This window comes from Micromonospora gifhornensis (assembly GCF_016863515.1).
Lineage (GTDB): Bacteria > Actinomycetota > Actinomycetes > Mycobacteriales > Micromonosporaceae > Micromonospora > Micromonospora gifhornensis.
In genome coordinates this window covers 1-18722 of sequence record NZ_BOPA01000026.1, presented here as the reverse complement: position 1 = coordinate 18722, position 18722 = coordinate 1, and the positions used below count along the sequence as shown (strand labels likewise).

The 18722-nt window shown below is 69.9% G+C and carries 18 protein-coding genes and 1 tRNA gene; 6 read left to right on the top strand and 13 right to left on the bottom strand.

Annotated features, from left to right (window positions below; genetic code table 11):
* Positions 1–25 precede the first annotated feature (25 nt).
* From pknB to Vgi01_RS18580, 7 genes are read right to left on the bottom strand one after another with little or no spacing between them, the layout of a single operon-like run.
* On the bottom strand, positions 26–1855 hold the full coding sequence (pknB, locus tag Vgi01_RS18610) for a Stk1 family PASTA domain-containing Ser/Thr kinase (RefSeq protein WP_102657693.1): 1830 nt from the start codon (positions 1853–1855) through the stop codon (positions 26–28).
* The gene (locus tag Vgi01_RS18605; protein WP_204291858.1) at positions 1852–3258 is read right to left on the bottom strand and encodes a serine/threonine-protein kinase; all 1407 of its coding nucleotides are present in this window, start codon (positions 3256–3258) and stop codon (positions 1852–1854) included. The genes pknB and Vgi01_RS18605 overlap by 4 nt, the downstream gene beginning before the upstream one ends.
* 1 nt (position 3259) lies before the next feature.
* On the bottom strand, positions 3260–4765 hold the full coding sequence (locus Vgi01_RS18600; RefSeq protein ID WP_203221757.1) for a peptidoglycan D,D-transpeptidase FtsI family protein: 1506 nt from the start codon (positions 4763–4765) through the stop codon (positions 3260–3262).
* Positions 4762–6249, bottom strand: coding sequence for an FtsW/RodA/SpoVE family cell cycle protein (locus Vgi01_RS18595; RefSeq protein ID WP_203221758.1), 1488 nt, complete (start codon positions 6247–6249; stop codon positions 4762–4764). The genes Vgi01_RS18600 and Vgi01_RS18595 overlap by 4 nt, the downstream gene beginning before the upstream one ends.
* A 27-nt stretch (positions 6250–6276) precedes the next feature.
* Positions 6277–7704, bottom strand: a complete 1428-nt coding sequence (locus Vgi01_RS18590) for a PP2C family protein-serine/threonine phosphatase (protein ID WP_203221759.1) — start codon at positions 7702–7704, stop codon at positions 6277–6279.
* The gene (locus Vgi01_RS18585; RefSeq protein WP_093409190.1) at positions 7701–8189 is read right to left on the bottom strand and encodes an FHA domain-containing protein FhaB/FipA; all 489 of its coding nucleotides are present in this window, start codon (positions 8187–8189) and stop codon (positions 7701–7703) included. The genes Vgi01_RS18590 and Vgi01_RS18585 overlap by 4 nt, the downstream gene beginning before the upstream one ends.
* 6 nt (positions 8190–8195) lie before the next feature.
* Positions 8196–8984: an FHA domain-containing protein gene (locus Vgi01_RS18580; protein WP_043719182.1), complete on the bottom strand. Its 789-nt coding sequence runs from the start codon at positions 8982–8984 to the stop codon at positions 8196–8198.
* 227 nt (positions 8985–9211) lie between these two features.
* Between Vgi01_RS18580 and Vgi01_RS18575 the strand changes: the two genes are divergently transcribed.
* The 3 genes from Vgi01_RS18575 to Vgi01_RS18565 all read left to right on the top strand — a co-directional run bounded on the left by Vgi01_RS18575 (position 9212) and on the right by Vgi01_RS18565 (position 11289).
* Positions 9212–9297: transfer RNA gene (locus tag Vgi01_RS18575), tRNA-Leu, on the top strand.
* Between the two features lie 64 nt (positions 9298–9361).
* Positions 9362–10495, top strand: coding sequence for an NAD-dependent epimerase/dehydratase family protein (locus Vgi01_RS18570; protein ID WP_204291857.1), 1134 nt, complete (start codon positions 9362–9364; stop codon positions 10493–10495).
* Positions 10492–11289 (top strand): WecB/TagA/CpsF family glycosyltransferase, encoded by a 798-nt coding sequence (locus Vgi01_RS18565; RefSeq protein ID WP_204291856.1) that lies wholly within the window; start codon positions 10492–10494, stop codon positions 11287–11289. Before Vgi01_RS18570 ends, Vgi01_RS18565 begins: the two co-directional genes overlap by 4 nt.
* A 70-nt stretch (positions 11290–11359) precedes the next feature.
* On the opposite strand, the gene Vgi01_RS18560 is transcribed toward Vgi01_RS18565, so the two are convergent.
* Positions 11360–13234: a S8 family peptidase gene (locus Vgi01_RS18560; RefSeq protein WP_204291855.1), complete on the bottom strand. Its 1875-nt coding sequence runs from the start codon at positions 13232–13234 to the stop codon at positions 11360–11362.
* Between the two features lie 218 nt (positions 13235–13452).
* Between Vgi01_RS18560 and Vgi01_RS18555 the strand changes: the two genes are divergently transcribed.
* The gene (locus Vgi01_RS18555) at positions 13453–14055 is read left to right on the top strand and encodes a hypothetical protein (protein ID WP_102657684.1); all 603 of its coding nucleotides are present in this window, start codon (positions 13453–13455) and stop codon (positions 14053–14055) included.
* Here the strand turns inward: Vgi01_RS18555 and Vgi01_RS18550 are convergent.
* The 3 genes from Vgi01_RS18550 to Vgi01_RS18540 form a co-directional block, all read right to left on the bottom strand.
* On the bottom strand, positions 14023–14427 hold the full coding sequence (locus Vgi01_RS18550) for a hypothetical protein (RefSeq protein WP_102657683.1): 405 nt from the start codon (positions 14425–14427) through the stop codon (positions 14023–14025). The genes Vgi01_RS18555 and Vgi01_RS18550 overlap by 33 nt on opposite strands.
* Positions 14428–14630: 203 nt before the next feature.
* A complete protein-coding gene (locus Vgi01_RS18545; protein ID WP_102657682.1) occupies positions 14631–14852 on the bottom strand; it encodes a DUF397 domain-containing protein in 222 nt (73 codons plus the stop codon).
* Complete coding sequence (locus Vgi01_RS18540; RefSeq protein ID WP_102657752.1) at positions 14822–15703, bottom strand: helix-turn-helix domain-containing protein; 882 nt, start codon at positions 15701–15703, stop codon at positions 14822–14824. Before Vgi01_RS18540 ends, Vgi01_RS18545 begins: the two co-directional genes overlap by 31 nt.
* A gap of 564 nt (positions 15704–16267) precedes the next feature.
* Between Vgi01_RS18540 and Vgi01_RS18535 the strand changes: the two genes are divergently transcribed.
* Positions 16268–16561 (top strand): hypothetical protein, encoded by a 294-nt coding sequence (locus Vgi01_RS18535; RefSeq protein WP_204291854.1) that lies wholly within the window; start codon positions 16268–16270, stop codon positions 16559–16561.
* 102 nt (positions 16562–16663) lie between these two features.
* Positions 16664–17152, top strand: coding sequence for a hypothetical protein (locus Vgi01_RS18530; protein WP_204291853.1), 489 nt, complete (start codon positions 16664–16666; stop codon positions 17150–17152).
* Positions 17153–17160: 8 nt separating this feature from the next.
* On the opposite strand, the gene Vgi01_RS18525 is transcribed toward Vgi01_RS18530, so the two are convergent.
* The gene (locus Vgi01_RS18525; protein WP_204291852.1) at positions 17161–17913 is read right to left on the bottom strand and encodes a PASTA domain-containing protein; all 753 of its coding nucleotides are present in this window, start codon (positions 17911–17913) and stop codon (positions 17161–17163) included.
* Between the two features lie 72 nt (positions 17914–17985).
* On the bottom strand, positions 17986–18696 hold the full coding sequence (locus tag Vgi01_RS18520) for a PASTA domain-containing protein (protein ID WP_204291851.1): 711 nt from the start codon (positions 18694–18696) through the stop codon (positions 17986–17988).
* Positions 18697–18722 lie beyond the last annotated feature (26 nt).

Sequence of the window (18722 nt, the reverse complement as noted above, 5' to 3'; positions counted from 1 at the left end):
CCCTGACCCGACTCGCCCGGCGCGGTCACTCTCCAGGCAGGCGGAACGGCGGGAAGATCGGCAACAGCTCGCCGTCGCCACCGCCACTACCGCCGCCACCATCGTCGTCCGGCGGTGGGGTGGTCGGATCCCCGGTCGGCGGTGCCGACGTCGGCGGGTCGTCGTCCTCCGGCTCCGGCACCGAGACGACGATCGTCACCTTGGTGCCCTTGGTCCGCTGGCTACCGGCGTTCGGGTTCTGGTCGGTGACCCGACCGGCCCGGTCGGCGGGCACCTCAGGGCCGATCTCCACATCCACCTTGAAGCCGGCGTTCTCCAGTTCCCGCTTCGCGTCGGCCTCGGTGAGGTTCTCCACGTTCGGTACCCGGACCACGTTGCCCTTGGAGACGGTGAGGGTGACCACGCTGTTCTCGGCGACCTTCTCGCCTTCCTTCGGGTCGACCTCGAGCACCAGCCCGGCGGCGTCGGGGCTGTCCTTGTCCACGGTCTTGACCCGGAGATTGAGTTGCTCAAGGCGCAGCGTGGCGCTGTCGACCTTGCTGCCTTCAAGGCCGCCCGGAATGGTCACCTCGGGCTTGCCGCCGCAGAGCTGCACGGTGACCGTGCTGTTCGGGGCGATCTTCTCCCCGGCGGGCGGGGTCTGGTTCGTCACCCGACCCTTACGGCAGTCCGAGGTGAAGACGTCGTCACCCCGCACCGGCTGGAAGCCGTCCGCCTCCAGCCGGGCGAACGCCTCCTGCTGGGTCATCCCGCTCAGCGCGGGCACCGGCACGTCCTCGACCGTCTTGTCGTTGAACAGCAGCGCGGCCACCAGCGCGATCACCGCGAGCACGCCGAGCGCGGCGAACATGGCGATCAGCCAGGACGAGGCGCGCCGCTGACGCGGGTCACCCACCCGGGCCGGGATCTGGCGGGTCTGTGTCGCCCCGCCCGACGGGTAGCCCGAGCCGCTGGCCGCGGACATCGGCACGGTCTCGTCCTCGCGCAGCACCGGGGTGGCCATCACCGGCCGACCGGCCGCCGCCCGGAGCAGGTCCGCGCGCATCTCGCCGGCGCTCTGGTAGCGGTTGAGCGGGTTCTTCGACAGCGCCTTGAGCACGATCGCGTCGACCGCCGGGTTGACCTCCGGGTTGAGGTCGCTCGGCGTCGGCGGGGCCTCCCGGACGTGCTGGTAGGCCACGCTGACCGGGCTGTCGCCGACGAACGGCGGATGCCCGCAGAGCAGCTCGAAGAGCACACAGCCGGCGGCGTACACGTCGGAGCGGGCGTCGACGGCCTCGCCGCGGGCCTGCTCGGGCGAAAGATACTGGGCGGTGCCGATGACCGCGCTGGTCTGCGTCATCGTGGTGGCACCGCTGGCCAGAGCCCGGGCGATGCCGAAGTCCATCACCTTGACCTGGCCGGTCTGGGTGAGCATCACGTTGCCGGGCTTGATGTCGCGGTGGATGATGCCATGCCGGTGGCTGAAGTCCAGGGCGGCGCAGATGTCGGCGCAGATCTCCAGCGCCCGCCGGGGTTGCAGTCGGCCCTCGGCGCCGAGCACCTCCTTGAGGGTGCGCCCGTTGACGAACTCCATCACGATGAACGGAAGGGTTTCGCCGGTAGGCGCCTGCTCCTCGCCGGTGTCATAGACCGCGACGATCGCCGGATGGTTCAGCGAGGCGGCGTTCTGCGCCTCCCGGCGGAAACGCATCTGGAAGGTGGCGTCCCGAGCGAGGTCCGTGCGGAGCATCTTGATCGCGACGTCCCGGCCGAGCCGAAGGTCACGACCACGGTGCACCTCGGCCATGCCGCCATACCCGAGCAGCTCGCCGACCTGATACCTGCCCCCGAGCAGGCGGGCCTGCGCTGTCATCGCGTCCGTCGTCCTTCGCTCGTCGTCGTCTCGTCGCCCGGTCGGAGCTGATCCAGTCGACGGTACGCCGTCAGGGCCGGATCGTCTCGCCCGGCGGGCCCCAGCACGCCGGACGTCACCGTGTGCACGGACACCTCGACCGGCATGCCGTTGTTGATGCTGTCCTTCAGCCTGTAGGAAACCACGCCCGAGCAGACCACGACCAGCGTGCCCAGCAGGATCGCCAGGAACCACATGCCGGACCGTGACCGTCTGGGCGCGGGCCGTGACTGATTGGGCTGCGGGGCGTACGCCGGGGGAACCGGGGCTGCACCGCGTGGGTAACCGGTCGCCGCCGGTGCGACAGTCGTCGGACGCGGCTGCGCCACCGGCTGCCGTGCGGCCAGCGGCCGGTGACCCGCAGCCGGAGCGTGTGGCGCGGCCGGCAGCCGGGGTGCGGCAGGCGAGTGCGGTGCCGCGGGCGGGCGGGGCGGCTGCGGCACCTGGGCCCGGCCGGGCGGCGGTGTCGCCGGGTTGCGCCCAGCGGGGGCCGGTGAGGCCGGAGCCGCCGAGATGGGCGCTGAGCCACCGGGGCGCGCCTGCCGGGACAGTGCCGTCTTCAGTTGCCGGGCGACCCCGGCCAGTACGGCGGCGCTCGCCCAGCGGTCCTTCGGGTCCTTGGCCATCGCCCGCTCGACCAGCGCACAGACCTGTGGCGGAATGTCCGACGGCAGCGGACGCGGCGTCTCCCGGACGTGCCGCATGGCGATGTCGAGCGGGTTGTCACCCTCGAACGGCCGACGCCCGGCGAGGCACTGGTAGGCGACCACGCCGAGGGCGTACACGTCGGAGGCGGGGGTGGCGACCTGGCCGGTGGCCTGCTCCGGCGAGATGTACGACGCGGTACCGAGCACCGAACCGGCCGCGGTGAGCTGACCCACCAGCTCGGAACGGGCGATGCCGAAGTCGGTGAGCACCAGCGTGCCGTTGGGACGGACCAGCAGGTTGCCGGGCTTCACGTCCCGGTGCACGATGCCCTTGACGTGGGCGGCGTGCAGCGCGTCGGCGGCCTGCGCGACGAGCGCCATCGTCCGCGCCGGGGTGAGCCGGCCGACCCGGCTGAGGGTGGCCGACAGCGGATCACCCTCGATGTACTCCATCACCAGGAAGGCGATCTGCTGGTCACTGCCGAAGTCGTAGACGTCGACCACGCCCGGGTGGTTGATCGTCGCCATGGTCCGGGCCTCGCCCCGGAACCGCTCGGCGAAACCCGGCTCGTCCAGCAACGCCGGGAGCAGGCTCTTGACCGCGACCGTACGCCCCAGCACCTGGTCGGTGCCGCGCCACACGTCACCCATGCCACCGCTGGCGATCCGTTCGTCGAGGCGGTACCGGTTACCGAGCTGCACTCCCGGACTGAGCATGTCAGCGCCCCCCGGGGTCGGCGATGGCGGCGCGCATGATCTGACCGGCGATCCGGGCGGCCTCGGCGCTGCCGCCGCTGCCGGCCTCCTCCAGAACGACGCAGACGGCCGAGACGGGGTTGCCGTCGGAGTCCAGTGCGAAGCCGATGAACCAGCCGTGGTCGGGCCGGTCCGGCGCGGACTGCGCGGTACCGGTCTTGCCGCCCACGGTGTAGCCGTTGATCTGCGCGTTGCGGCCGGTGCCGTTGCGCACCACGCTGACCATCATCTCCCGCAGGTCGGCGGCGACCTGGCTGCTGACCGGCCGGCGCAGCTCGCGCGGGTTCGCGGTGTCGTAGACGGTGGTGCGGTCCGGTGCGAGCAGCTGACGCACCAGGTACGGCCGCATCTGGCTGCCGCCGTTGGCGACCGCCGCAGCGATCATGGCCCCCTCCAGCGGGGTCATCCGCACGTCACGCTGCCCGATGGAGGACTGGGCCAGCGCGGCCGGGTCGGGGCCGCCGTCCGGGTTCTCCATGGTGCCGGTACGGCTGGCCGCCACGCCGTGACCGCCTTCGCCGAGCCGACCCACGGTCAGGTCCTCCTGCTCGAAGCCGAAGTCCTGGGCCTTCTTCTTGATCGCATCGGGGCCGAGTTGCACGCCGAGCTTGGCGAAGCCGGTGTTGCAGGAGTCGGTGACCGCCTTCATCAGGGTCACCTCCGCCTGCGGGCAGATCGACGGCGCGGCGTTGGTGATCGACTGACCGGAGGTGGGCGGGGTGTAGCTGGGGCCCGCCGAGATGTTGGTGTCCTTGCCGATGCCGTTCTCCAGCGCGGCGGCAGCCACCACGATCTTGAAGGTGGAGCCGGGCGGCAGCACCTCGCCGAGGGCCCGGTTGCGCAGCGGGCGGGACCGATCCTGATCCAGCTTGTTGTACGCCGCGACCGCCTCGTTGGTGTTGTGGCTGGCCAGCGGGTTCGGGTCGAAGCTGGGTATGGAGACCATGGCCTGTACGGCCCCGGTACGCGGATCGATGGCGATCGCCGCCCCCTTGCTCGCCCCCCGGTTGTTGTTGCGCAACTGGTCGTACGCGACGTCCTGGGCGCGCGGGGAGAGGGTGAGCAGCACGTTGCCTCCGGCGGTGCGGTCGCCGGTGAACATGTCCTTGATCCGGTTGGCGAAGAGCTTGTCGCTGGTGCCGGCGAGGAAGTCGTTCTCGGACTTCTCGATGCCGGTGTCGGCGAGGTTGACCGGCTTGTAGCCGAGCACGTGGGCGTACTTCGCCCCGCCGGGGTAGGTGCGGAGGAAGGTCAGCTTGCCGTCGGTCTCCTTGCTGACCGCCAGGGCGGTTCCGCCGGCCTCGATGTTGCCCCGGCGACGCTCGTACTCGGCGACCTGGACCCGGCTGTTGTAGTCGCTGGTGCGGTATTCGTCGGCCTTGTACGCCTGGATCCAGTTGAGGTTGGCGAAGAGCAGACCGAACAGGACGATGACGACGACACCGACCCGGCGCAGGGGTGCGTTCACGGCTTGATCACCTCCGTGGGGGCACCGTGCAGTTGCTCGGGTGGGCCCCCGGACGGACGGTTCACCTTGCCGCCGCCGGTGACCGGCCGACGACCGGCGTCGGAGACCCGCAGCAGCACCGCGATGAGCAGCCAGTTCGCCATCAGCGAGGAGCCACCGGCGGACAGGAACGGGGTGGTCTGACCGGTCAGCGGGATGAGCTTGCTGATCCCGCCGACGATCACGAAGACCTGCAGCGCCAGGGTGAAGGCCAGGCCACCGGCGAGCAGCTTGCCGAAGGAGTCCCGCACCGCCAGGCCGGCCCGCAGCCCGCGCTCCACGATCAGCAGGTAGATCACCAACAGGGCGGAGAGCCCGAACAGGCCGATTTCCTCACCGATCCCGGCGAAGATGAAGTCGTTCTGCACCTCGGGCAGTTCCGTCGGCTGGCCGCCACCCGGCCCGGCCCCGAACAACCCACCGGTGCCCAGGGCCAGCAGCCCCTGCACCAACTGGTAGCCCTCGTCGTACGGCTTGGCGAAGGGGTCCAGCCAGATGTCGGCCCGGACCGAGAAATTGAGGAACGGTCCACCGATCGACTTACCGAGCACGTACGCCAGGTAGGCGCCGCCGAAGAACAGGACCAGACCGATGAGCAGCCAACTGACCCGTTCGGTGGCGATGTAGACCGTCGCCACGAACATGCCGAAGTAGAGCAGGGAGGTACCCAGGTCCTTCTGGAAGATCAACACCAGCAGGCTGATCACCCAGACCACCACCACCGGACCGAGGTCACGGCCGCGCGGGAAGTCGATGCCGAGGAACCGGTGACTGGCCAGCGAGAGCACCTCGCGCTTGCGGACCAGGTAGTAGGCGAAGAAGGCCAGCAGGGCCAGCTTGGCGAACTCGCCGGGCTGGATGGAGAAGCTGCCGATGCGGATCCAGAGCTTCGCGCCGTTGATCTCGGAGATGCTGGCCGGCAGCACCGCCGGGAGCATGACCAGCACGATGCCGGCCAGCCCCAGGGTGTACGCGTACCGCGAGATCGAACGGTGGTCGCGCACCAGGGCCAGCAGGCCGGCCGCGAGCAGCACGGACAGCAGGGTCCAGGCCAGTTGCCGACCACCGGTACCGGCGAAGATGGCCAGGTCGGCGCGCTCCTCCGGGGCCGCGTTGCCCAGGTCGAGTCGGCGCAGGAAGCCGACTCCGAGACCGTTGAGCAGCGCCACCGCCGGCAGCAGGGCCGGGTCGGCGAACGGGGCCAGGAACCGGATCGCCACGTGGATGCCGAGGAACACGGCGGTGAGCACCGCGGCCGGCACCCAGAAGTTCGGGGTGACCGTGTCGAGCACGTTCGCCTCGACCATCGCCCCGTACGCGGCGACCAGCGCCATGGCCAGCAGCAGCAGCGACAGTTCGGCGTTGCGTCGGGACCGGGCCAGGCGTACGCCGGGCCGCTCGCCCGCGGTCGCGGGCGAGGATGCCGGGGTGGCCGCTGCGGTCACGATCGTCCTCGGGTCGGAAGCCGACGCCTACTCGGGCGACCGGCAGGCCGCCGGGTCGACCGTGGGCGTGAAGGCGTCGGTGGGCGGGGCGTCCGGTGTGCTCACCGGCGGGGCCAACGAGCCGTCGGGCGACGGCGAGCCGCTGCCGACCGGGCTCGCCGAGCCGGCCGGAGTGCTCGGCGGCGGCGAGGTCGACTCCGTCGTGGGGTCGACGCTCGGGCTGGAGGTGGGCGGGCAGAGTGGCTTGAGGTTGACGTTGGTCGGGCTGTCCATCGTCAGTTCCGCCAGCCGGCGTGCCGCGTCGGGCTCGTTCCTGGCCGGAATGCCCTGCTTGACCTGCTCCTGGGCGGCGAGGGTGAGATCGTCCAGTTGGGCGGTGCTCTTGGAATGCACCGTGGAGAGATCCATGCCGGCGATCTCGCCCTGGATGCCCCGGAAGACGGCCACCTGGCCGTCGTCGGTCGCCCCGACGTAGTACTGCCGCTGGGTGTAGTCGTACCCGGCGAAGACCCCGCCGCCGATGATCACCAGGAGGGCGGTGGTCATCGCCAGGGCGCGCAGCGGACGGCGGCGGGCCTCCGGCTCGTCGTCGTTGCCGGCCGGCTCCTCGGGCACGGGCGGCCGGGGAGCGGAGAGCGCCGAGGCCCGGGCCGCCGGGGTGGAGACGTCGGCCGAGGTCGCCATGCCCCGGTCCCGCGCGGCCGCACCGCCGACGATCGGGGCCGCCTCGACGATGTCGCGGTCGGTGGCGTCGGCGATGATCACGGTGATGTTGTCCGGGCCGCCGCCGCGCAGAGCGAGCTGGACCAGTCGCTCCACGCACTGCTGCGGGTCGGCGTACTCCCGCATGGTCTCGGCGATGGTCTCCGCACTGACCACCCCGGAGAGGCCGTCCGAGCAGATCAGGTAGCGGTCGCCGGGCAGCACCTGGCGGACCGAGTACTCCGGGTCGATGTCCCGCCCGTCGAGGGCTCGGGTGAGCAGCGACCGCTGCGGGTGGCTGCTCGCCTCCTCCGGGCTGATCCGGCCTTCGTCCACGAGCATCTGGACGTAGGTGTCGTCCTTGGTGATCTGGTTGAAGTCACCGTCGCGCAGCAGATAGGCGCGCGAGTCACCGATGTGGACCATGCCCAGCTTGCTGCCGGAGAAGAGGGTCGCGGTGAGTGTGGTGCCCATCCCCTCCAACTGAGGGTTGGCGTCCACGGTCTCGCGGAGCTGTTGGTTGGCGGTGCCCACGGCGGAACGCAACGCGTCGACCAGGGCGTCACCCGGGACGTCCTCGTCGAGCGGCGCCATGGCACCGATGACGATGTTGCTGGCGACGTCACCGGCGGCCATACCGCCCATGCCGTCGGCGACGGCGAGTAGCCGCGGTCCGGCGTAGACGGAATCCTGGTTGCCGTCTCGGATCAGACCGCGGTCGCTGTGGGCCGCATAGCGCAGGGTCAGAGTCATGGCCGTAATTCGAGAGAGGTGCGGCCGATCCGGATCGGCACGCCGAGGGGTACGGGGGTCGGTCCGGTGACCTTAGCGCGATCGAGGTACGTCCCGTTAGTCGAACCGAGGTCTTCGACGAACCACTGCCCGTCACGGGGCACCAGCCGGGCGTGTCGCGCCGAAGCGTAATCGTCGGTGATGACGAGAGTGGAATCCTCGGCCCGACCGATGGTTATCTGAGCTTCACCCAGCGTGATCCTGGTGCCGGCCAGTTGACCCGCGGTCACCACCAACTGGTGGGCCGCCCGCCCTCGCTTCACCTTCGCCGGCTTTGCCGACGCCTGACCGGTCGACGCACCCACCGTGCGGGGCGCGGCCACCAGGCGACCGGACCGGGCCCCGGCGAAGAGGTCCCGCCGGATGACGCCGACCACCGTGAACACGAAGATCCACAAGAGGACGAGGAATCCGAACCGGGCGACGGTGATGACGAGTTCCGGCAAGGCGGATCAGCCGTCCACGCGGAAGGTGAGCGTGGTGGTGCCGAGCTGGATCATGTCACCGGGGTTCAGCGCCACGGCGGAGACCCGCTGGCCGTTGACCATGGTGCCGTTGGTGGAGCCGAGATCGGTCAGCACGACCTGCCCACCGTCGAAGTCCAGCCGGGCGTGTCGGCGGGAGATGCCGACGTCCGGCAGACGCAGGTTGGCCTGGTCGCCGCGACCGATCACGGTCGAGCCCATCTGCAGCGGGTAGGTGCGGCCGTCGCCGGAGACCAGTCGCACGTTACGACCGCCACCGTGCCCCGGCGGCGGGCCGTAGCCGCCACCCTGCTCGTACGCGGGGTAGCCGGACGGGCCGGCGTCGTAACCAGGCGCGGAGACCGGGGCGACCTCACCACCGGTGTAGACCTCGGCGGTGACCCGGAACATGCCGGTGTCCAGTCCTTCGCCGCGCTCGATCTCGACGATCACGTCGCCGTAGACCGTCCACGCCTGCTCGCCGATGAACTCCGCCTGCGACTGGGCCAGCTCCTGGGCCAGCGCGGCGGCGTACGGCGCCAGCCGACTGTGGTCGTACGGCGAGAGATCGATCACGTAGCGGTTGGGCACCAACGTGCGCCCGCCAGCCAGGATGGCCTTGTGCGCCTCGGCCTCCCGCTGCATGGCGTTGAGGATCTCCACAGGGTGCACGACCCCTTTGAAGACCTTGGCAAAAGCCCCTTCGACCAGGCCTTCCAGACGCTTCTCGAAGCGTTGCAGCACGCTCACCGGCTCCTCCTCGGGTCCCGAGGACATGATGGTATCGGTCCAGAGCGCACGCAGCTCACACGCCGCTCGGCCGGCAGGCCACGCCTCGTTCGGACGGCTCAGGATTGTCGTGCTACTCTTTCGTCCGCCACGAACGGTAACCGCTGTGAGCAGCGAATGCCATTCGCGGCAAAGACCGAAGCCACGTAACATGGCCGAGACCCCGCTGGCGACAGCGGAGACGGCAATGACTACGCTGTCCGAGGTCATGCCACGGGGAAGTGGCGGAATGGCAGACGCGCACGGTTCAGGTCCGTGTGTCCGAAAGGACGTGGGGGTTCAACTCCCCCCTTCCCCACCAGTGACGAGGGCCTCGCGAATTCGCGGGGCCCTCGCTCGTATTCGGGCGTACCGGGCGTCAGGCTATGCTTCGCTGGTTTCTGCCTCCAACGGACCAGGAGTGGCTCGTGAGTGTCGCATTCGTGACCGGCTCGGGCGGGTTGATCGGCTCTGAGGCGGTCCGCCACTTCGCCGGCATGGGTCTCGATGTGGTCGGCATCGACAACGACATGCGGCAGGAGTTCTTCGGCGAGGAGGCGTCCACCGCGTGGAACGTTCGCCGACTCACCGACGAGCTGGGTGAGGCGTACTCGCACCACAGCATCGACATCCGCGACCGGGGCGCGCTCGGCGCGCTGTTCAAGCGGTACGGCCGGGACGTCGCCGTGGTGATCCACACCGCCGCGCAGCCCTCGCACGACTGGGCGGTACGCGATCCCTTCACCGACTTCGACGTGAACGCCGCGGGCACCCTGAACGTGCTGCAGAACGTCCGCGAGCACTGCATCGAGGCGCCGGTCATCCACTGCTCGACGAACAAGGTCTACGGCGACCGCCCGAACAGCCTGCCCCTGGTCGAGCTGGAGACCCGCTGGGAGATCGAGCCGGGGCACCCGTACGAGCAGGGCATCCGCGAGGACATGCCGATCGACGCCTGCCTGCACTCGATCTTCGGTGCCTCCAAGGTCGCTGCGGACGTGATGGTGCAGGAGTACGGCCGCTACTTCGGGATGAAGACGGCCTGCTTCCGGGGCGGCACGCTTACCGGGCCGGCACACTCCGCCACCGAGCTGCACGGCTTCCTCGGTTACGTGATGCGGGCCAACATGGAGCACCGCACCTACAAGATCTTCGGCTACCAGGGCAAGCAGGTCCGGGACGCCATCCACAGCTCGGACGTGGTCTCCGCGTTCGAGGCGTTCTTCCGCAACCCGCGCTCGGCCGCCGTCTACAACCTCGGTGGCGGCCGGTACTCCAACACCTCCAACCGGGAGGCGTTCGCGCTGGCCGAGCAGATCACCGGCCAGGAGATGATCACCGAGTACGTCGAGGCCAACCGGATCGGCGACCACAAGTGGTGGATCGGCTCCAACGAAGCGTTCCAGGCCGACTACCCGGACTGGAAACAGGTGTACGACGTACCCATGATCATGCGAGAGATCTACGAGGCCAACGTGGACAAGTGGGTCCCGGCGCGCGACGGCGAGGTCCGGTCGTGAGCAAGCGCAACGTGCTCGGCGTCCTGGTCGACGCCACCGACTACGCCACCGCTACCGAGCAGGTCATCGCCGCCGCGCAGGAGCGTCGGCCGATGGCGTTGACCGCACTGGCCGTGCACGGGGTGATGACCGGGGTGCTGGACCCGGCGCACAACGCCCGGCTGAACTCCTTCGACCTGGTGACTCCGGACGGCCAGCCGGTGCGGTGGGCACTGAACCTGCTGCACAGTGCGGGGCTGACCGACCGGGTCTACGGGCCTCAGCTGACCCTGCACGTGCTCTCCCGCTGTGCCGACGAGGGCCTACCGGTCTACCTGTACGGCTCGACCGAACAGACCCTGGCCCGGCTGATCCCGGCGCTGGAGCAGATGTTCCCGGCCCTCAAGATCGCCGGAGTGGAGCCGTCCAAGTTCCGCGCCGTGCAGCCGGGCGAGGACGTGGAGATCGCCGACCGGATCAAGGCCAGCGGCGCCCGGCTCGTCCTGGTCGGCCTGGGATGCCCCCGCCAGGAGATCTTCACGTACGCGATGCGCCCGCTGCTGGACATGCCGTTGATGGCCGTCGGCGCAGCGTTCGACTACCACGCCGGGCTGCTGCGTCAGCCGCCACCGTGGATGCAGCGGGCCGGGCTGGAGTGGTTCTGGCGGCTCGGGCTGGAGCCGAAGCGGCTGTGGCGCCGGTACGTGATCCTCAATCCGGCGTACCTGAGCCGGTTGGCCGCGCAGAAGGTCGGCCTGTGGAAGGCCCGCCCGCCCGCGCCGGCCACCGAGCGCCCGGCCGGTTTCGCGGTCTGACCGCCCTCCCGAGAGTTGACGACGAGCGGGCCCCCGGCCGAGTGGCCGGGGGCCCGATGTCGTACCGGTGTCAGAGGGTCAGGGTCCAGGTGTTGATGTAGCCGGTGTCAGCGAGGTAGACGTCGCGCACCTGCAGGCGCCACGTGCCGTTCGCCGCCTCGCTGGACAGGTTCACCGTGTAGGTGGTGTTCACGTTGTCCGTGCTGTCCGAGCCGCTGCTGTTCTTCAGCCGGTAGGACGAGCCGTCCGGGGCGAGCAGGTCGATGACCAGGTCGCCACGGTAGGTGTGCACGATGTTCACCGCGACCTTCGAGCTCGACGAGGCGTTCCGGTTGCAGCCGGAGATGGTGATCGAGCTGGTCACCGCCGAGCCGGCGTCCGGGATCGACACGTCGGTGCCGTTGGTGCCGGAGCAACTGCCGCTACCGCTGCCGGTCACCGTCAGGGTGTAGGTGGCGGTCCTGGTGCCGGAGGCCGCGCTACCGGTGATGGTCACCGGGTACGTGCCGGCCGGGGTGCTGGTCGAGGTGCTGATGGTCAGCGTCGACGAGCCACCCGAGGTGACCGTGGCCGGGCTGAACGAGGCGGACGCCCCGGACGGCAGGCCGCTGGCCGAGAGGCTTACCGACTGGGCGGAGCCGTTGGTGGTGGCGGTGGACACCGTGGCGGTCGCCGAACCGCCCGGCGCGACCGAACCCGAGGTCGGCGAGACCGAGACCGAGAAGTCGTTGGTCGGCGGCGGGGTGCTGCCGTTGACCACGTAGAGCAGCTGGTTGGGGGTACCGGTGCCCACGTTGCTGATCACGTTCGGCGTGGAGTTGTTGACCAGGTAGTCCCGCACCTGCTGGTTGCTCCACGTCGGGTTGGCCGAGAGCACCAGGGCGGCGGCACCGGCGACGTGCGGCGAGGCCATCGAGGTACCGCTGATGGTGTTCGTCGAGGTGTCGTTGGTGATCCACGGGGCGGTGATGCTCACGCCCGGCGCCAGGATGTCGACGCAGGTGCCGAAGTTGGAGAAGCTCGCGGCGGCGTCGTTGTTCTGGGTGGCACCGACGGTGATCGCCGGCGCGGTCCGGGCCGGGGAGTAGTTGCAGGCGTTCTGCCGGACACCGAGGCTGTTGCCGTTACCGGCAGCCACCACGAACGTGACACCCGAGTTGATCGAGTTGATCACCGCGTTGTCGAGCGTGGTGTTCGCTCCGCCACCGAGGCTCATGTTGGCCACGGCGGGCTTGACCGCGTTCGCGGTGACCCAGTCGACACCGGCGATGACCCCGGCGTTGGTGCCGCTGCCGGAGCAGTTGAGCACCTTGACGGCCACCAGTCGGGTCGCCTTGGCGACGCCGTACGCGGTGCCGCCGACCGTACCGGCGACGTGGGTGCCGTGGCCGTTGCAGTCGGTGTTGTTGGAGTCGACCGCGTTGGTGCCCCAGGTCGCCCGGCCGCCGAAGTCCGAGTGGGACGTCCGGATGCCGGTGTCGATGATGTACGACGTCACGTTCGAGGCCGTGTTGGGGTACGTGTAGGAGCTGTTCAGCGGCAGGTTGCGCTGGTCGATCCGGTCCAGACCCCAGGACGGGGGGTTCGTCTGGGTGGCGGCGAGCTGCACGGTGTGGTTCTGCTCGACGTACGCCACTGCCGGATCAGCCGCGATCCGGGCCGCAGCCTTGGCACTGAGTCGCAGCTCGGCGCCGCGGATGGCCGCGCTGTACGTGCGCGCCGCCGCTCCGCCGTGCCGCCGCAGCAGCCGGTCCACAGAGGAGCCGACCGCGGCACGGCCGACCTCGCTGTCCTTGAACACCACGATGTAGCTGTCTTTGACGGCGGTGGCACCGCCGGCGCTTCGGATCGTGCCGACCGGCTCGGCGGCCATGGCGGGCGTCGCTGCCGCCACCATGGCCAACGCGGCCAGTCCGACGAAAACGGACCTCTGTCGAAGAACCATCTTCCTACCTCCCTCTGTCGGCAGCCCTCGTCGCATTGCTCATGGCTCACTGATCGATGACTGCCGATCAAGGAGAGGGTAGTTCGAGGCATGGACACAGATAAACATGTCGGATCCCTCATAACATGAAACGATGGTTCCCCTACGGGGGCGGCTACGGGACGAACGGGGGGCGCTCCCGGATTCGGCGAGCCGGAAAACGGGCAAGGCTGACAGGCATGCAGAACCACCTCGTCCTCCTGCTCCCGGTCGCCGTCGTCTGGTGGGCCGCCGGCTACCTCGCTGAGGGGTTGCCCCGGATGACGCACGCGCGCGAGCTTCGTCGACATGCCGGCTGGCTGCTCGGGCTCACGCTGGTCGGGCTCGGCCTGACGGTGGCACTGCCGATCGCCGGCCTGACCACCGCCGGGGCGACCCTGGCTGACCGGGCCGCCGCTGGGCTGGCACTCGCCGCGCTACCGGCACTGGTGGTGGCGCTCTGCACCGTACGCCGGGTGCGTCGGCTCCGGGCCGGAGCGGGCGCACTGGCCGCCACCGCCCGGACGCCGGCACCACACGGGCTACGGGCCGCCGCCGCCCACCCACTGATCGGGCTGCCGCTGCAGGTGACCGGCCTGGCCCTGCTGCCCGCGCTGATCACGGCCAGCGGTGCCGCCGGGTATTTCGGGCCGGGGATCACCGGGCCGGCGGTCACCATCGGAGTGCTGGGCGTCGGGGCCATCGGGGTCCGCCACGCGCTGCGCCACAACCGGCTCGCCGAGCGAGCCATGCCGCAGCGGTCCGCGACCTCACCGAGCCCGGCCGGTGCCCTGCACGTATAGCAACTCCAGAATCGCCCGCGTCGCCTCGAACCAGCGGTCGAGCCAACCCGGCGGCGGCACACTGCCCCGTGGCGGCAACTCCATAAGCAGGCCGCGGAGCAGCGGGTGATCCGCAAGGGAGCCGTCGTCCACGCTCGACCATCCGGTCGCCGGGAACGACGGTTCGGTGAGCGGGTTCGGGTCCAGTGACGGCAGGGTGAGCGGCGACGTGGCCGGCTCGCCCGGTGCCGCGGTGTCCCGCCCGGGGTGTTCGGTGTCCGTCGACACCACCTCGGTCAGGACGGTGTCCCGCCGAGCCCCGCGATATTTGCCGCCGAACCGTTCCGGCTTGCCCGGGCTGTTGGTGAGGTTGTCCGATCCGATACTCGTCATTCGTCTCGCCTGCCTCGCTCGGTTACCCGCCCTGCTCGGGGGGATTTCGACCAGCGCGTACCGAGAGGTACAACGAGACGGGTGGGAAGTGGCGACGGCAGCCGACCGGGCCGGACGCCGCGGCGGGACTGCCGAGCGTCGCGGCACCATGACATGGTCCCCGACCGGACGTGCCGATCGGGGACCAGGTCGTTGCTACGGGATCAAGCCCGTCCGAAGACGCCACCCCGTGTGCCGGCGACGAAGGCGTGCCAGTCACCCGGGGTGAAGACGAGAGCCGGTCCGGCCTTGTCCTTCGAATCCCGGACGCCGACCGCCCCGGTCACATACGCCACCTCAACGCAGTTGTCACAGTTCGGCCCGCTCTTCGAGCTCTTGAACCAGTGCGCCTGCGTCAGGTCCACGGGGAATCCTTGCGTCGCCATTTCCACAGCGGCTCCTCTGCCAATTTTGCGATGTACCCGACGGACTCCTCCGGACGCATGGCCGCTGCTCGAATGTGATCGAAGATGAAGCTGTACTTCTGCAGTTCGTCGCTCTTCTCCAGGAAGAGCCCACCCGTGGCGTTCTCCGCGTACACGACATCCGGATCACCTGGTTCGGGGAAGCTCAGGATCGTGAAGGTACCGTCCATGCCGGCATGTGCCCCGACCTCGAACGGCAGGACCTGCAACGTCACATTCGGCAGTTCGGCTACCTCCACCAACCGCTTGAGCTGGTCACGCATGACCGTGTCCCCGCCCACCGGACGGCTCATCACCGCCTCATCGAGCACCACCCACAGATCGACCGGATCGTCCTGGGTCAATAACGATTGGCGACCGAGTCGGACACGCACTCGTTGTCGCACCTGTTCCGCAGTGAAATCAGGGCGGGCCGCACGAATCATCGCGCCGGCGTAATCCTCGGTCTCCAGCAGGCCCGGAACCACCTGCTGCTCGTACGCCCGAATCGAACTGGCCGCAGCCTCCAGACCCACGTACGCCCCGACCAGCACCGTGCTGTACGGATGCCACCAACCTTTCTGCCGCGCCTCCCGAGCGATCTGCACCAGCTCGTCGCTCTCGGCACCGACCACCCCGTAGATCCGGAGCATGTCCCGGACGTCCCGGGGTGTCGCGGTGGTGTGACCGGTCTCGATCCGGGAGATCTTCGACGCCGAACACTCCAGTTGCTCGGCCACGGCCTCGATGGTGATCCCGGCCGTCTCGCGCTGACGGCGCAGTTCCGCGCCCAGGCGACGCCGGCGGATGGTCGGACTGCGCCGCTCGCTCACGGTGTCACCTTCCGCCTCGACGCGCCGCTGTCTGCCGCCCGCCTGGGACGCGACCATAAGGCGGCGGGCGTTTCGCGGCAAGGGATGGAGCCGGTCCTCGGCCGGCCGCGACGGGCGAAACCGTCCTCAGTGTGCCGTCCGGGTGGCGGCACGTTCAAGCGCCGTTTCGCGCGAGCCGCTCACGTATCGGCAAAAGTCGACGTGCAACTTGCATGAAGCACGACGCTGATGCACTCTGTCCGTATGACGCGGGCTACACACCGTTCTGATCCAGTCTCCCCCTGTGATCACCGCGGTGCCGACGGAGACGACGACCGGATGACCCGGTCGACCGTCGACCGCCCCCGCGAATCCGGTGGCCGGTCGCCGACGCGCGACGGCGGCGGTGGTCCCAGACACCTTTCCTGACAGCCCAGACACGGCGGGCCGAGTACGCCACCAGCGCAGAGAAGCCCGTCAACGCCACGAACCCGGTTCCCGAGACACGACCTCGTCGCCGGAGCCCGCACTTCCCCCCGATCAGCCTTGCCGGCCTCCCCGCCGGCCGACCCTTCAGGAGCCCATGTGCTTCCCCGCTCCGGTGACGTACTGAACGTGACAAGCGCGGCGAGTGTCCAGTTCATCAGACCGATTCACTTCCGGGTGATCCGGGTGCTGGACCGCCCGACCTATGACGGCTGGCTCTGGCTCGAAGGTTACGAGTTGAACGCGGCGGGGGACGCGGTCAACCGTCGATCGATCTTCGTCCAGCGGGCCGGGCTGCACCTGGTGCAGGCCGCGCCGCAGCCGCAGCCGCGACCGCACACCGTCCGCTCGGCCCGCCGGCCCGTCACCCGGACCCCGGTACGGGTGGGCTGAGCATTCGAAACGCCGCCGACGGGCACACCGACGCCATAGAATCGGTGTGCCCACCCCGGCACGTCTCCACCGCGCCTCCAGGACCCCGAACCTGGGATGGCCATGGTCAATCTGTCCGCGCGGCGGCCCGATCGGTCCCGTATCGCCCACGCCTTCGGAATCCTGGCACTCTTCGGTGCCGCCATCACCCTGATGGTGCTGGTCCGGGATCCCGCCCTGTCCTCCACCCGGCTGGCCGAGCCGGTTCCCGCACCCGAGATCACGGTGGTGGAAGCCACGCCGCCGACCGGATCGGGAGGCTCACCGCCCGCCTGGGACGAATTCGACGACGACCGCACGGCAGCGCTGACGCCCGACGGCTCAGCTGCTCTGCCTGACGGCTCGGCTGCTCTACCTGACGGCTCGGCCGCGATACCCGACGACGCCGAGTCGTCCGCCAGCAGTGCGCACCGGGCGGGTACGTCCCACCGAGCCGGCGACCGGCACAACTCCGACGCACTCAGCAGGTCGCTGTTCTGGTCAGGGGTGTTCGGGCTCGCCATCTCCCTCGCCGGACTCGGGCTGGTCAGCACCAGACGAAGGATGTGGTGAGCAGCCGTTCACCCGGTGGGGCTCGCCGTGACCGTCGGGTCGGTGGTCGGCCCGGTCGTCGTCGGGTCGGTGGTCGTCGGCGCGGTGGTCGGTGCCGTCGTCGACGGGCTGGGGGTGGCGACCACCAGCCTGACCACGTCGCCGCTTTGGACGATCTCACCCTGGCCCGGATCGGTGGCGATCACGGTGCCGGCCCGCTGGTCCGACGGGCGGTACACGACCTCGGGTTCGAGATCGAGTGCTTCCAGCCGGGCTCGGGCCGCATCCTCGGTGAGCCCGACCAGGGGCGGCATCGGCAACCCCGTCGGCGCGGCACTTGTCGTCGGTGCCGCCGAGGGCGAACGGGTCGGTGAAGCCGACGCGCTCGTCGGCGCCGTCGAGGTCGGCTGGGGCGACGGCGGCGGGGAGTCGCCCTCGTCCACCGCCTGGCGTGCCAGCCACAACCCCACTCCGAGCGCGCCGAGCAACAGCAGCAGGACGATGCCCCAGAGAATCGGCAGCCACCAACGCCGACCGGCCTGCTCGTCGCCGTACCACTCGCCGGCGGCCAACTCACGGTCGTCACCCGGACCCGGTGGCCGCACCTCCGCCCGTCCCGACCACAGCTGAGGTCTGGGGGTCGGTGGCACCACCACTGTCGCGTCCGCCTCGGTGCCTTCGGGCGGCGTACCACCCAGCACGGCGGTGTCGTCGGGATCGCCGGCGGGCGGAGGCAACGGACGTGTCCGGTCGTCCGGCTGTTCCTCGCCCCGCTCGCTCATGTCGGCATCCCCACGCTGGTCAACCTAGCGGTTCCGCCCGCCATCGGCCGGGATCAGCGTGTCGGGTGCCTGTCACTGCCCAAGGAACTCGTCATCCGACGACCGAATCGCGCAGAAGATGTACGCGACGTCATCCCATCGTCCGACGGTGCCGGCGGCGGGTTCCTGGTCGGTGACCTTCCCGGTCAGCCCGGCCGGATAGCGAGGCGAGAATCCGTTGTCGAAGAGTTCGGCCGCGGCCTTCCGGCAGTCTTCCCCGACCAGTTGCGGCATCTCGTTCGATGGAGCCGCGCCGGCCACGGTAATCGAGATCGTGCTGCCGTGCTCCACCGGCGTACCGGCGACCGGATCAGTGCTCCGTACGCTCTGGTTGTCGCCGGTGCCGAAAACGAATTTCCATTCCAGCCCGCGCTTTCGCACCTCGTTCCGGGCTTCCTCGAGGTCCATGCCGACGAGATCCGGCACGGTCAGCCCGGTCGGACTCGGTGCGGCGGCACTGGTCGGGGCGGAGGTGGACGCGGGCCGCTCACGCGGTGACGAAGGGGCCGGTGCGCGCGGGCTGCGGCTTCCCTCCGCGAGGACGGGCGTCTCCGGCTGCCGCTGGTCGTCGCCCGCGAGCACCCAGCCGCCGGCGGCTCCGATGATCGCGAGCAGCAGCGCCGCGACGCCACCACCGACCACCATCGTCGTCCGATCGGGACCGGTGTCGGCCCGCGTCGTCCGGCCGTCCGTCACCTCACCCGTCATTGCGCCCACCGCCTCATCACCGGCGACCGTACCCATCGACGACAAACACCGTCCGTCACCTT